Source organism: Streptomyces sp. NPDC048441, from assembly GCF_043200235.1.
Taxonomy (GTDB): domain Bacteria; phylum Actinomycetota; class Actinomycetes; order Streptomycetales; family Streptomycetaceae; genus Streptomyces.
Genome location: NZ_JBICXM010000002.1, coordinates 610,821 through 624,180 on the forward strand (window position 1 = coordinate 610,821; position 13,360 = coordinate 624,180).

General features: G+C 70.4%; 10 protein-coding genes. 5 read left to right on the top strand and 5 right to left on the bottom strand.

The window, feature by feature from the left end; all coding sequences use genetic code 11:
* Together ACGFSB_RS07040 and ACGFSB_RS07045 are read right to left on the bottom strand one after the other, a co-directional pair.
* Entirely contained in the window at positions 1–594 is a 594-nt protein-coding gene (locus ACGFSB_RS07040) for a (2Fe-2S)-binding protein (RefSeq protein ID WP_393395244.1), read from the bottom strand.
* On the bottom strand, positions 594–1,484 hold the full coding sequence (locus ACGFSB_RS07045) for an FAD binding domain-containing protein (RefSeq protein ID WP_393395246.1): 891 nt from the start codon (positions 1,482–1,484) through the stop codon (positions 594–596). The genes ACGFSB_RS07040 and ACGFSB_RS07045 overlap by 1 nt, the downstream gene beginning before the upstream one ends.
* Positions 1,485–1,825: 341 nt before the next feature.
* On the opposite strand from ACGFSB_RS07045, the gene ACGFSB_RS07050 reads away from it, so the two are divergent.
* Positions 1,826–3,532: a PucR family transcriptional regulator gene (locus ACGFSB_RS07050; protein WP_393395249.1), complete on the top strand. Its 1,707-nt coding sequence runs from the start codon at positions 1,826–1,828 to the stop codon at positions 3,530–3,532.
* A 139-nt stretch (positions 3,533–3,671) separates the two neighbouring features.
* Complete coding sequence (locus ACGFSB_RS07055) at positions 3,672–4,448, top strand: hypothetical protein (protein WP_393395251.1); 777 nt, start codon at positions 3,672–3,674, stop codon at positions 4,446–4,448.
* Positions 4,449–4,661: 213 nt separating this feature from the next.
* Here ACGFSB_RS07055 and ACGFSB_RS07060 read toward each other — a convergent pair whose 3' ends face one another.
* Entirely contained in the window at positions 4,662–5,426 is a 765-nt protein-coding gene (locus ACGFSB_RS07060; protein WP_393395254.1) for a GntR family transcriptional regulator, read from the bottom strand.
* A 135-nt stretch (positions 5,427–5,561) separates the two neighbouring features.
* Here ACGFSB_RS07060 and ACGFSB_RS07065 point away from each other — a divergent pair, with 135 nt between their 5' ends.
* Both ACGFSB_RS07065 and ACGFSB_RS07070 read left to right on the top strand, forming a co-directional pair.
* Complete coding sequence (locus tag ACGFSB_RS07065) at positions 5,562–6,422, top strand: (2Fe-2S)-binding protein (protein WP_393395257.1); 861 nt, start codon at positions 5,562–5,564, stop codon at positions 6,420–6,422.
* 256 nt (positions 6,423–6,678) lie between these two features.
* A complete protein-coding gene (locus ACGFSB_RS07070) occupies positions 6,679–7,737 on the top strand; it encodes a DUF2637 domain-containing protein (RefSeq protein WP_393395260.1) in 1,059 nt (352 codons plus the stop codon).
* Between the two features lie 39 nt (positions 7,738–7,776).
* Here the strand turns inward: ACGFSB_RS07070 and ACGFSB_RS07075 are convergent, their stop codons facing one another.
* The gene (locus ACGFSB_RS07075) at positions 7,777–8,259 is read right to left on the bottom strand and encodes an ATP-binding protein (RefSeq protein WP_393395263.1); all 483 of its coding nucleotides are present in this window, start codon (positions 8,257–8,259) and stop codon (positions 7,777–7,779) included.
* A gap of 228 nt (positions 8,260–8,487) precedes the next feature.
* Between ACGFSB_RS07075 and ACGFSB_RS07080 the strand changes: the two genes are divergently transcribed.
* On the top strand, positions 8,488–11,568 hold the full coding sequence (locus ACGFSB_RS07080) for an alpha-mannosidase (RefSeq protein ID WP_393395266.1): 3,081 nt from the start codon (positions 8,488–8,490) through the stop codon (positions 11,566–11,568).
* Between the two features lie 23 nt (positions 11,569–11,591).
* On the opposite strand, the gene ACGFSB_RS07085 is transcribed toward ACGFSB_RS07080, so the two are convergent.
* On the bottom strand, positions 11,592–13,334 hold the full coding sequence (locus ACGFSB_RS07085) for a pyruvate dehydrogenase (protein WP_393395269.1): 1,743 nt from the start codon (positions 13,332–13,334) through the stop codon (positions 11,592–11,594).
* Positions 13,335–13,360 lie beyond the last annotated feature (26 nt).

Here is a 13,360-nt window from a genome sequence, read left to right on the forward strand (position 1 = left end):
TCAGACCGTCTCTTCCTGACGGGCGGCCGCCAGGCGGACCGCGTCCAGGATCTTCTCGTAACCGGTGCAGCGGCAGAGGTTGCCGGAGAGCGCCTCACGGATGTCGGCGTCCGACGGCGAGGCGTTGCGCTCGAGCAGCTCGTCGGCCGCGACGAGGAGACCGGGGGTGCAGAAACCGCACTGGACGGCACCGGCGTCGATGAACGCCTGCTGGACGGGGGAGAGTTGGCGGCCCTCACCGGTCTGACCGTCAGTTCCCTTGGCCTGCCACTGGCGGGCCTCCTGAAGGGTGGTGCCGCCGCAGACGGAGCCGCAGGCGCCGCCCGGGTGGGAGTCCTCGCGGTGCTTGGCGTAGTCCGCGAGGCCCTCGACGGTGACGACCTCTCGGCCCTCGACCTGTCCGGCGGCGACCAGACACGAACACACCGGCACGCCGTCGAGACGGACGGTGCAGGAACCGCACTCGCCCTGCTCACAGGCGTTCTTCGAACCGGGAAGCCCCATGCGCTCACGCAGGACGTAGAGGAGGGACTCGCCCTCCCAGACGTCGTCGGCTTCCTGCTGACGGCCGTTGACCGTGAAGTTCACGCGCATTATGCGACTCCCTCAGTGCTGCGACCCTCGCCGCGGTACGACTCCCAGGTCCAGCCGAGCGTGCGGCGGGCCATGATTCCGACGGCGTGGCGGCGGTAGTTCGCCGTGCCGCGGACGTCGTCGATCGGGTTGGCGGCACCGGAGGCGAGCTCCGCGAACTGCTTGGCGATCGAGGGGGTGATGATCTTCTTGCTGTCCCAGAAACCGCCCTCTTCGAGCGCCGCGTTCAGGAACTCCTCCGCGGCCTTCGCCCGGATGGGGGTCGGGGCGGCGGAGCCGATGCCGGTCCGTACCGTCCGGGTCTCGGGGTGCAGGGCGATACCGAAGGCGCACACGGCGATGACCATCGCGTTGCGGGTGCCGACCTTCGAGTACTGCTGCGGGCCGTCCGCCTTCTTGATGTGGACGGACTTGATCAGCTCGTCGGCGGCGAGCGCGTTGCGCTTGACACCAGTGTAGAAGTCGTCGATCGGGATGAGGCGTGAGCCGCGTACGGACTCCACCTCGACCTCGCAGTCGGCGGCGAGCAGCGCCGGGTGGGCGTCACCGGCCGGGGACGCCGTGCCCAGGTTGCCGCCGACGCCGCCGCGGTTGCGGATCTGCGGCGATGCGACGGTGTGCGAGGCAAGAGCGAGGCCGGGGAGCTCGGTGCGCAGCTCCTCCATGATCTGGGTGTACGAGACCGAGGCGCCCAGCTGGACCGTGTCCTCGCCAACCGCCCATTCGCGCAGCTCGCCAATGCGGTTGAGGTCAAGCAGGTACTCGGGACGCCGGTGGTCGAAGTTGATCTCGACCATGACGTCGGTGCCACCCGCAATCGGCACAGCTGTCGGGTGCTCGGCCTTGGCGGCGAGCGCCTCCTCCCAGCTGGCGGGGCGAAGGAAGTCCATGAGGCTCTCTTCTTCGTATCGTGATCTTGGGTCGTTCGTTCGAGAGGATCCAGCCAAGTCGGGCCGGTGGCCTCTCGACTGCTCGTTCACGTGCTGTTAACGCGGAGTGGGGCAAGTACACCGCTCTGCCCTCCACCTGGGTCAGTCACCGAAACCATGAAGGAGTTGGCTGGCCAAGGCGCGAGTCTTGTAGATTCGTATGAAGAACGGGCCCCAGTAACCTCGCGGCTTCCCCCCGGAAACCGGAGGGACCCCAGGACACAAGGGCCCGAGCCCACAGAGGGTCGACAGATCTGCACTCCCTGTACATCCCATTCGAGACAAGATCGGCGGCGACGACCATGCGGCTGCGCGCACTCCTTGACACCGACGCGCTGGGCCTGCGGCTGCTCGGCGGCGACGAAGAGCTCGACCGCACCGTGCGCGGTGTGATGACCACGGACCTGCGCGACCCCAGCCGCTATCTGACGGGCGGCGAGCTGGTCCTGACCGGTCTCGCCTGGCGCCACGACGCCTCGGACGCGGAACCCTTCGTACGGATCCTGGCGAGCGCCGGAGTGGCCGCGCTCGCCGCGGGCGAGGCCGAGCTCGGCGACGTCCCCGCCGACATCGTCGAAGCCTGCGCGCGGCACCGCCTGCCGCTCTTCGCCGTCAACGAGTCGGTCGCCTTCGCGACGATCACCGAGCACGTCGTACGTCAGGTCTCCGGCGAGCGAGCCGGTGACCTGGCCGCCGTGGTCGACCGGCACCGCCGCCTGATGACGTCGGGCCCCACCGGCGGCGGCCCCGACGTCGTCCTCGACCTCCTCGGCACCGACCTGGACCTGCGGGCCTGGGTCCTGTCCCCCGCGGGCCGGGCCATCGCCGGGTCGAGCGCGGCGGGCCCCGCCCTCTCCAGGGCGGTGTGCGCGCGGCTGGCGGCCGAGCATCTGGCGGCGGCCCGCACGGGGCGGCGGGGGCCCCACCGGGTCCAGGTGGAGGGCACGACGTACTCCTTGTTCCCCATTCGGAGCAGCGGGCGCGGCACGGCTTCGGGTTCCGCCGCTGCCTCCGCCGCCGCGGGCCCGCTGCGTGACGTCCGGGAGACGGTCCTCTCCGACTGGCTCCTGGCGGTCGAGGCCGACGCGGGCGACTGGCCCGAGGAGCGGCTCGACCTGTTGCAGGGCGTGACCCAGCTGATCGCGGTGGAGCGTGACCGGCGCGACGCCGCCCGCACGGTGCGGCGCAGGCTGGCCCAGGAGGTCCTGGAACTGGTCCAGACGGGCGCGGCCCCGGCGGAGATCGCGGCACGCCTGCGGGTCGCCGCCCCGGTGCTGCTTCCCGGCCTCGGGGCGGCACCGCACTGGCAGGTCGTGGTGGCTCGCGTCGAGTGGGACGGCGGCGAGATCGAGGGTGGCCCGGTGGCCCAGTCCCTCCTGGAGGAGATCCTCGTGGACCCGCTGTCGGCGGGACCCGAGCCGTCCGACCGGATCGCGGTAGCCCATACGGGTGACGAGGCGATCGCGCTCGTGCCGCTGCCCGCGGTGTCATCGGAGCACGACGGCTCGGAGACGGGCCTCCTCGCCGATTCGCTCCTCGAGTCCGTCCGCGACCCTCTTTCAGCGGGCCTGGACGGCGACGGCCGCCTCACCCTCGGCGTCAGCGCCTCCGTCCACTCGGCGGAGGGCCTGCGCGGCGCCCTGGAGGAGGCACGGCACGCACGCCGGGTCGCGGCGGCGCGTCCGGGCCGGGTCTGCGCCGCGGGGCACCAGGAGCTCGCCTCGCACGTCCTGCTGCTGCCCTTCGTCCCGGACGACGTGCGCAAGGCGTTCACGGCCCGCCTGCTGGACCCGCTGCGGGACTACGACCGGCGCCACCGGGCGGAGCTCATTCCGACCCTCGAGGCGTTCCTCGACTGCGACGGTTCGTGGACGCGGTGCGCGGCGCGGCTTCACCTGCACGTCAACACGTTGCGCTACCGAGTGGGCCGTATCGAGCAGTTGACGGGTCGTGACCTTTCCCGCCTCGAGGACAAGCTGGATTTCTTCCTGGCACTGCGGATGAGCTGACGCGGGGACCGGTCGCCGGGCGTCATCCATTGCCCACCCTTTGTGAATTCTTTCACCCACCCCCTTGGCCCGGTGTGCTGATCCATGCTGAGATGCGCCCACGACTCAACAGCTCAATGGCGTGCTCGGGGAGGGCAACGTGGCGCATACCGCCATGTCTGGTTCCGGAACGACTGCAGGGGACGATCCACTCCAGACCGCGGTATGGCGGCTGCGCTCGCGCGGCTGTTGGACCGACGCGGCCGCGCTCCTCGCCTCGCGAGAGGGGCCGGGGCCCGCCCTCCAGAGAACCTCGCTCCTGGTCGAGCGCTGCCTCTTCACGGGCGAGGGCTGGGCCGAGGCGGAGGACGGACTACGGACGGCGGAGGCGCTCGCCGTGGCGGACGACGACCGCGGGGCGGCGGCGTGCGAGCGGGGTCAGCTCGCCTACGCGTCGACGGTGCTTTCCGTGCGGGACAGGGCCGACGAGGCGCGTACGGCGCTGGGGCGGGCGGCGGCACTCCTCGCCCCCAACGCCTCCGGTCGCCCTCTCCTCGACTTCCGCCGGGGCCTCATCGCCGAGCACATCGCGGATTCCCCCCAGGCGGCGCGGGCCGCCTACCGGCGGGCACATGCGGGGGCGACGGTGCACGCGGATTCCCTGCTGCTCTCTTTCACCTGGCGCCACCTGGCCGGACTCGCCCTGCGGGAAGGGGAGTTGGCGGAGGCGAGGCACGGCTTCGCCGAGTCGCTGCGGATTCGGGAGGAGCTGGGGTACTTGGTGGGTACGGCTCCGGCGCTTGCCGCGTTGGCCGATGCGGAGCCGGAGCCTGAGGCGGGGCGCCTTCGGGCCGAGGCGGCTCGGCTGTTCCGGTTGATGGGCGGGGTGCCGTCGTGGCTGGCACAGCATCTGTCGCCGCCGGCGCCTGCGGCGTAGGCCTCCGGCCTTGGTTGCCGTCATCACCGGCTCCGCCGAGTTCGTCCTCAAACTCCCCCAAGCTCTTAAAGAGCAGGGGGGACCCCCACGACGGGCTGAGTGGTTTCAGCCCGTCCGGCGTTTGAGGACGTCTTGTCGGGGGTCCAGGGGGCCGAGCCCTCTGGTTTCGGGAAGGGGCGGGGTTGGGGAAAGCCCCGTAGGACCGCCCGAACCTCAGCCCCCCGCCCCCGCGAAGTGCTCCCGCACCAAGGACTGGACGACCCCCAAGTCCCGCACCACCAACGCCTCCAGCAAAGCCATGTGCTCCGCCGCGTCAGCGACAAGATCTGCGCGCCGGGCGTGGACGGGGCCGCTCACCAGGGGCCACTGCGACCGCCGATGCAAATCATCCGCCACCTGCACCAACTGCCGGTTCCCCGAAAGGGAAAGCACCGCCCCGTGAAAGGCCCGGTCCGCGTCCGCGTACCGGGCCAGGTCCCCGCCCGCCGCCGCCACCGCACTCGCCTCCGCGAGCGGCCGCAGCTCGCACCACCGCGCCGCGGGGACCGTGCGGGCGAGGCGCAGCATCACCGGCACCTCTATCAGTGCCCGCACCTCCGCGAGCTCCGCGAGCTCGTGCGCGCTCCGCTCGGTGACCCGGAAGCCTCGGTTCGGTACGACCTCGACCGCGCCCTCGGTCGCCAGTTGCTGCATCGCCTCGCGTACGGGAGTCGCCGAGACGCCGAAGCGCTCGCCGAGCACGGGCGCGGAGTACACCTCGCCCGGCGCGAGGTCACCGCCGACGAGCGCGGCCCGCAGCGCGTTCAATATCTGGCCGCGGACAGAGTTCCGCTGCACCACTTTGCGAGACGGGGGCACCGCCGGCGCCACCGGAACCACCGCTTCGCCGTGCGTGTGCTCACCCCGCGCCGCGGCCTGTGCCTGCTCCGGCACACGGACAGCGAGGCGGTACGCGTCATGCGCTCTGGCCTGCTCCACGAGGTCCACCCCAAAGTCCGCTCGGTCCGAAAGGTACGAGAGGCACCATAGGCGGACAGGCCCGCAGTTGAAACCTCGATCAAGTTGGGTAAGGTTAGGCTTACCTGCAATCGATCGCGATTCGGTGGTCCCCATATGCCCGTCGTGTCCGCCCTCACCGCGGCTCAGCACACCCCGAGCCCCCTCGCGGATGCCTACGCCCGCCTCACCGAAGTGTTCCCCGGACTGCGCGTCACCGAGCTCGGCGACGAGGACCGGGCCCCGCAGGGCGGCGGCTGGGTCACCGCGTCCCGGCTCACGGAGGGCGGGGCCTGCCTCGACGGCTTTCTGGCCTGGGACGAGGCGCAGGTACGGAAGGACTACGGGCAGCCGGGACGCCCCGACGTCATCGCCAGTTTCGCCCTGCACCGCTACGCGTGGCCCGCGACGCTCCTCATCACCGTGCCGTGGTTCCTGCACCGCCGCGTCCCGCGCTACCCCGTACAGAACGTCACCTTCCAGCGCACCCTGGGCCGCATGGCCGTCCGCAGCGAGGGCTTCGCCTGCCTGCCGGGCGATCCGGCGGCCGCACTGCCGGGTGCCCGCGTCGTGCCGGACGAGGAAGCACTGCGCGGTGAGGTGCGGGCCGCCGTCGCCGAGCATCTGGGACCGCTCCTGGACGCCTTCGGGCCCCGTATGCGGCGCCGCTCGCGCGCCCTGTGGAGCGTCGCCACGGACGAGATCGTCGAGGGACTCTGGTACATCGCCCACCTCCTCGGCGAGGAGCAGCGCGCCACGGCCGAGCTCGAGCGGCTGCTTCCCGGCGCCACCAAGCCGTACGTCGGGACGGCGGGGTTCCGTGAGCTGAGGGGCCCTGACGGCGAGGCCCTGCCGACCCGCGACCGCGCGAGCTGCTGCATGTTCTACACGCTGCGCCCCGAGGACACCTGCGTGACCTGTCCGCGCACCTGTGACGCGGACCGCGTCGCGCGGCTCAGCTCCGCCGCCGCGGCCTGACCGGACCCCGCCCCGGGAGCCCGACCCCTGCTGCACCGCGGACCGAAACCCCAACCCCTCCCCCTTGAACCACTCTTTCGTGCGCGTTTAATCGAACTCAACTCCCGCCCTCGCCCCCTGAGTTCGAGTAAAACGGCGCACGCCGCACCCCCTTGCACCCCCCTTGGCGTTCTCTTGCCCCGAAACCCCTCTGAGGGCGACCGGGAGTGGGCCACTATGGCGCCCGAACGCCCTACCGCGACGCAAGGGACCCCAGATGAGACTGACCGATATATCGCTGGACTGGCTGCTTCCGGGCGGCGTCCTGCTCCTGGGCATGCTGGTGGCGTTGGCGGTACTCGCACGCGGCAAGCGCGCCGGGCAGAAGGCTGCCGCCGCTGATTCCAGCGACGACACCTGGGAACGCAGCGAGGATCGCCGCAGGCGCAAGGAAGCCATCTACGGAACGGCCTCGTACGCCCTGCTGTTCTGCTGTGCGGCGGTCGCCGCCGCGCTCTCCTTCCACGGCCTGGTCGGCTTCGGCCGGGAGAACCTCAATCTCACCGGCGGCTGGGAGTACCTGGTCCCGTTCGGGCTCGACGGGGCGGCGATGTTCTGCTCCGTACTCGCGGTGCGCGAGGCGAGCCACGGCGACGCGGCGCTCGGTTCACGGCTCCTGGTGTGGACGTTCGCCGGTGCCGCCGCCTGGTTCAACTGGGTGCACGCGCCCAGGGGGATCGCCCACGCGGGCGCCCCGCAGTTCTTCGCCGGGATGTCGCTCTCGGCCGCGGTGCTCTTCGACCGCGCGCTGAAGCAGACACGCCGGGCGGCGCTGCGCGAACAGGGCCTGGTGCCGAGGCCGTTGCCGCAGATCCGGATCGTGCGGTGGCTCCGCGCACCCCGTGAGACCTTCGGCGCCTGGTCGCTGATGCTCCTCGAAGGCGTACGCACCCTGGATGAGGCTGTCGAGGAGGTCCGCGAGGACCGGCGCGAGAAGGAGCGCACCCGGATCAGCAGGCGGGGCAGGGAGAAGCTGGAGCGTGCGCAGCTCAAGGCGATCAGCCGCGGTCACCGCGGCTCCCCCGGGCGCGGCGGAGGGCGCCAGGTCGACCTGCCCGCCGTCGCACCGCCCACAGGGTCCGCGCAGGTCGGCGCGGACCCTGCCATAGCAGCGCAGGACCAGCTGCCACTGCGCGCCCGTCCCTCCCTCCAGGCCGTCAAGGGCGGCACTGAACCCGTCACCGTCGACCTCACCGCCGAGGACGACACCCAGACGCTGCCGCGGCTCGACTCCCTCGAGCAGAAGCTCAAGGATCTGGAGCAGCAGTTCGGCTGATGTCAGCAGCGCAGGACGGGAGTTGGGCGGCGGGCCGGATCACGCCGGGCCGCCGTCCAGCTCGAACCACACCACCTTCCCCACCCCGTGCGCCCGAACGCCCCAGGCGTCGGCGAGGGACTGCACGAGCAGCAGGCCCCTGCCGTGCGTACCGTCGTCGGCGTTCGGTACGCGCAGCTTGGGGCGACGCCCCACGAAATCCCTGACCTCGACCCGCAGCACCCTCGGCCCCACGGTCGCCGTCAGAAAGGCGTCACGGTCCGTGTGCACCAGTGCGTTGGTGACCAGTTCGCTGGTCAGCAGCTCGGCTATCTCGGATCTTCCGGGCCTCCCCCAGGACCGGAGCAGTTCGCGCAGCGCGCTCCGGACCTCGGAGACCGCTCGCAGGTCTGATCGCCCCAATCTGCGCCGGAGTTGAGCTCGATGGAGCTCCACCGGTACGCCGTCGATCGGCTCGTCTCTTGTCTTCGACGAAGAAGTCCCACGATGGATGGGACCGTCCCCTCTTACCTGCCTTGTCATGACCCCCGCCCACAAACGAGTTCATTCCTCCCTGCTCGAACGTGCTCACGGAATGCATTCCCCACCCGGTTGGCGGCACTCATGTCCATTCATCAACCATTGGCGCGGGTGCGGCACGGCCAGTCGGGGAAGTGAAGCGGTGGACCGTTCCTGCTTGATCCCGACGGATTGAACTGACGGAGCCGGTCCGCCCCGCAGAAGCCCGTTCGATCTTTCCGAGGAGCCGCCGTGCACGACGACCGACTGCTGGTGGAGGGACGCCTGGAGCGCGCCCTGCGGCAGTTCATCCGCCCCGCCCAGTACGCGGACCGGGTGCCGCTCAGCCTCTCCGTCTGGCACGCGCCGGGCGAACCGGTCCCCGTCGCCGAGGCCATCGACGCGTCGTACGCACCCTTCGAGACCGGCACCGAGTGGGGAAAGCCCTGGTCAACGAGTTGGTTCCGGCTGCGGGGGCAGGTGCCGGACGCCTGGCGCGGGCGCCATGTCGAGGTGGTCGTCGACCCCGGCTTCACCGGTGAAGGACCCGGCTTCCAGGCGGAGGGTCTGGTGTACGACGCGAAGGGCGTACCCCTCAAGGGTATTCACCCCCGCAACCGGCACATCCCCGTGGCGGCCTGCGCGCAAGGCGGCGAGCCGGTGCATCTCCTCCTGGAGGCCGCGGCCAATCCGGCCGTCCTGCACGACTTCGAGCCGACACCGCTCGGCGACGTACTGACCGCGGGCCATCGCCCGATCTACCGATTCGCGTCTGCCGATCTCGCCGTACTGGACGAGGACGTATGGCAGTTGACCCTGGACATCGAGGTCCTTTCCGAGCTGATGTACGAACTGGACGCCGCCCGTCCACGTCGCCACGAGATTCTGCGCGCCCTGGAGCGCGCGCTCGACGCGCTCGATCTGCACGATGTGTCGGGCACGGCGGCAGCGGCCCGCACGGAGCTGACGGACGTCCTCGCGAGCCCCGCCCATGCCAGCGCGCACCGCGTGTCGGCGGCCGGGCACGCGCACATCGACTCGGCCTGGCTGTGGCCGCTGCGCGAGACGGTGCGCAAGGCGTCCCGCACCTTTGCCAATGTGACGGCTCTCGCCAAGGACTACCCCGAGCTGGTCTTCGCCTGTTCGCAGGCCCAGCAGTACGCCTGGGTGAAGGAGCACCAACCGCACATCTGGGAGCGCATCAAGAAGGCGGTGGCAGACGGAAATTGGGCTCCGGTCGGCTCCATGTGGGTCGAGTCGGATGCCAATATGCCGGGCGGTGAGGCGCTGGCCCGGCAGATCACACACGGAATGCGGTTCTTCCGCGAGGAGTTGGGGGTTCAGACGGAGGAGATCTGGCTGCCGGACTCCTTCGGATACACCGCCGCTTTCCCGCAGTTGGCGAAGCTCGCCGGCGTCCGCTGGTTCCTCACGCAGAAGCTGAGCTGGAACCAGACCAACAAGATGCCGCACCACACCTTCTGGTGGGAGGGCATCGACGGCACCCGCGTGTTCACGCACTTCCCGCCGGTGGATACGTACAACTCCCAGTTCCACGGCGCCGAACTCGCCCACGCCGAGAAGAACTTCGCCGAGAAGGGCCGCGCCTCCCGCTCCCTGGTGCCGTTCGGATGGGGCGACGGCGGCGGTGGCCCCACCCGCGAAATGCTGGAGAGGGCACGGCGGTTGCGCTCCCTCGAGGGGTCGCCGCGCGTCGAGATCGAGAAGCCCTCGGCGTTCTTCGCCGCCGCCGAGGAGGAGTACGGAGCGGGGGCGCCGGTCTGGTCGGGCGAGCTCTATCTGGAGCTGCACCGCGCGACGTACACGACGCAGGCGGCCACCAAGCGCGGCAACCGCCGCACCGAACACGCCCTGCGCGAAGCCGAGTTGTGGTGCACGGCGGCCGCACTGCGCGACCCCGCGTACGCCTATCCCTACGACGCCATCGACCGCCTGTGGAAGACGGTGCTGCTGCACCAGTTCCACGACATCCTGCCCGGCTCGTCGATCGCGTGGGTCCACCGGGAGGCCCGCGACACCTACGCACGCGTGCTGGCCGAGCTCGACGAGATCACCTCCGACGCCGTACGTTCCCTCGGCGCGGAAAGCGCGGAAGGGGCCGAAACGCACGAGCCCGCCGCGCTCAACGCGTCGCCGTACGCGCGCAGCGAGGTCGTCACGACCGGCGAGGGCGCCCAGGTGCACGTCAATGTGCCGGCTCTGGGGACACAGAGCCTGACGGAGGCCGCCGGATACACCCGGGACACCGGGGCGACGGCGCTCCTTGCCGACGGTGAGATCCAGTTGGTGAACGAACACCTGCGGGTCGCCATCGACTCGGACGGTCTTCTGACCTCCGTGCACGACATCGACGCGCACCGCGAGGTCCTCTCCCCCGGTTCGCGCGGCAACCTCCTCCAACTGCATCCCGACCACCCCACGCACTACGACGCCTGGGACCTGGACAAGCACTACCGCAATACGCACACCGACCTCACGGACGCCGAGTCCGTCGAGCTGGTCGAGGACGGGCCGCTGCGGGTCGCCGTGCGCGTGGTGCGGGTCTTCGGGGAATCCCGCATCACCCAGGAGATCCGGCTCGCGGCGGGCAGCCGCCGGATCGATGTCGTCACGGACGTCGACTGGCGGGAGTCGGAGAAGGTACTCAAGGCCGCCTTCCCTCTTGACGTGCACGCCGAACGGTCGGCTGCCGAGATCCAGTTCGGGCATGTGCACCGGACCACGCACGCCAACACCGGGTGGGACGCGGCCCGTTACGAGATCTGCGCGCACCGCTGGCTGCGGGTCGCCGAGGAGTCGTACGGCGTGGCGGTGCTCAACGACTCGACGTACGGCCACGATGTGACGCGCGCGCCGCACGGCGAAGGGCTCGGCACCACCGTGCGGCTCACGCTCCTGCGTGCCCCGCACAGCCCGGACCCGGAGACGGATCAGGGCGTGCACCGGTTCACTTACGCGCTGCTGCCCGGCGCGACGACAGGTGACGCGGTCGCGGAGGGCCTCGCCCTCAACCTGCCGCTGCGGGTGGCCGATGCGCCCGTACTGCCGTCCCTGGTGAGCGTCGACAATCCGGCGGTGACCGTGGAGTCGGTGAAGCTCGCCGACGACGGGAGCGGCGATGTCGTCGTGCGGCTCTACGAGTCGCGGGGCGGGCGCGCGGCTGCCGTGCTCACCACGTCGTTCGCGGTGAGCACGGCCGAGGTGACCGACCTCCTGGAGCGTCCGCTCGAACCGGCCCACACGGACAGCGCGGGACTCGTGCTCGCGCTGCGTCCGTTCCAGATCCTGACGCTACGACTGCGGCCGGCCTGATCCACTGATTCACTGATTCGCCGTCAGGGGCGTGGCACGTTCCGCAGGTTGGAGCGTGCCATTTGGACCATGCGGCCGACCCCGCCGTCCAGGACGATCTTGCTTGCGGAGAGCGCGAAGCCGGTCACCATCTCGGAGCTGATCTTGGGCGGGATGGAGAGGGCGTTCGGGTCCGTGACGATGTCGACGAGGGCGGGGCCCTTGTGCGCGAAGGCGTCCTTCAGGGCGCCCGCGAGCTGCTTGGGCTTCTCGACCCGCACGCCGTAAGCACCGCAGGCGCGGGCCACGGCGGCGAAGTCGGGGTTGTGGTTGGCCGTACCGAACGAGGGGAGCCCGGCCACCAGCATCTCCAACTCGACCATGCCCAGGGAGGAGTTGTTGAAGAGGACGACCTTCACGGGCAGGTCGTACTGGACGAGGGTGAGGAAGTCGCCCATCAGCATGGAGAATCCGCCGTCGCCCGACATCGACACGACCTGCCGCTTACGGTCGGTGAACTGGGCGCCGATCGCCTGCGGCAGGGCGTTGGCCATCGAGCCGTGGCTGAAGGAGCCGATGATGCGGCGCTTGCCGTTCGGGGTGAGATAGCGGGCCGCCCAGACGTTGCACATGCCCGTGTCGACGGTGAACACCGCATCGTCGGAGGCGAGTTCGTCGACCACGGACGCGACGTACTCGGGGTGGATCGGGACGTGCTTCTCGACCTTGCGGGTGTAGGCCTTGATGACGCCTTCCAGCGCGTCCGCGTGCTTCTTCAGCATCTTGTCGAGGAACTTGCGGTTGGCCTTGGGCGTGACGCGCGGAGTGAGACAGCGCAGGGTCTCGCGTACGTCGCCCCAGACGGCGAGGTCCAGCTTCGAGCGGCGGCCGAGGCGTTCGGGGCGCACGTCGACCTGGGCGATCTTGACGTCGTCGGGCAGGAACGCGTTGTACGGGAAGTCCGTGCCGAGGAGGATGAGGAGATCGCACTCGTGGGTCGCCTCGTACGCGGCGCCGTAGCCGAGCAGCCCGCTCATCCCGACGTCGTACGGGTTGTCGTACTGAATCCACTCCTTGCCGCGCAGGGCGTGGCCCACCGGAGACTTGATCTTCTCGGCGAACTCCATCACCTCGGCGTGCGCGCCCGCCGTGCCGCTGCCGCAGAAGAGGGTGACCCGGTCGGCCTCGTCGATCATCGCGGCGAGCTTGTCGATCTCCGTGTCGCCGGGGCGTACGGAGGGGCGCGAGGTGACGAGGGCGCTCTCGGGGGACTTGTCAGGGGCGGCCTTGTCGGCGATGTCTCCGGGCAGGGTGACGACGCTGACCCCTGACTGCCCGATCGCGTGCTGGATGGCGGTCTGGAGCAGCCGCGGCATCTGCTTCGGGTTGGAGATCATCTCGCTGTAGTGACTGCACTCGCGGAAGAGCTGCTCGGGGTGGGTCTCCTGGAAGTAGCCGAGGCCGATCTCGCTCGACGGGATGTGCGACGCGAGCGCGAGGACGGGGGCCATGGAGCGGTGTGCGTCGTAGAGGCCGTTGATCAGATGCAGATTGCCGGGGCCGCAGGAACCGGCGCAGACGGCGAGGCTGCCGGTGACCTGAGCCTCGGCGCCCGCCGCGAACGCGGCCGTCTCCTCGTGCCTGACCTGCACCCACTCGATGCCCTTGGTGCGCCTGATCGAGTCCACGACCGGGTTGAGGCTGTCGCCCACGACTCCGTACATCCGGCGGACCCCGGCGCGGACGAGGATGTCGACGAACTGCTCGGCGACGTTCTGCTTGGCCATGGCTTCACGAACCCTTCAGTCCCCTT

Coding starts and splice junctions, on each gene's coding strand:
- ACGFSB_RS07040 (WP_393395244.1), bottom strand. CDS start 594: ATGCGCGTGAACTTCACGGTCAACGGCCGTCAGCAGGAAGCCGACGAC.
- ACGFSB_RS07045 (WP_393395246.1), bottom strand. CDS start 1,484: ATGGACTTCCTTCGCCCCGCCAGCTGGGAGGAGGCGCTCGCCGCCAAG.
- ACGFSB_RS07050 (WP_393395249.1), top strand. CDS start 1,826: ATGCGGCTGCGCGCACTCCTTGACACCGACGCGCTGGGCCTGCGGCTG.
- ACGFSB_RS07065 (WP_393395257.1), top strand. CDS start 5,562: ATGCCCGTCGTGTCCGCCCTCACCGCGGCTCAGCACACCCCGAGCCCC.
- ACGFSB_RS07070 (WP_393395260.1), top strand. CDS start 6,679: ATGAGACTGACCGATATATCGCTGGACTGGCTGCTTCCGGGCGGCGTC.
- ACGFSB_RS07075 (WP_393395263.1), bottom strand. CDS start 8,259: ATGACAAGGCAGGTAAGAGGGGACGGTCCCATCCATCGTGGGACTTCT.
- ACGFSB_RS07085 (WP_393395269.1), bottom strand. CDS start 13,334: ATGGCCAAGCAGAACGTCGCCGAGCAGTTCGTCGACATCCTCGTCCGC.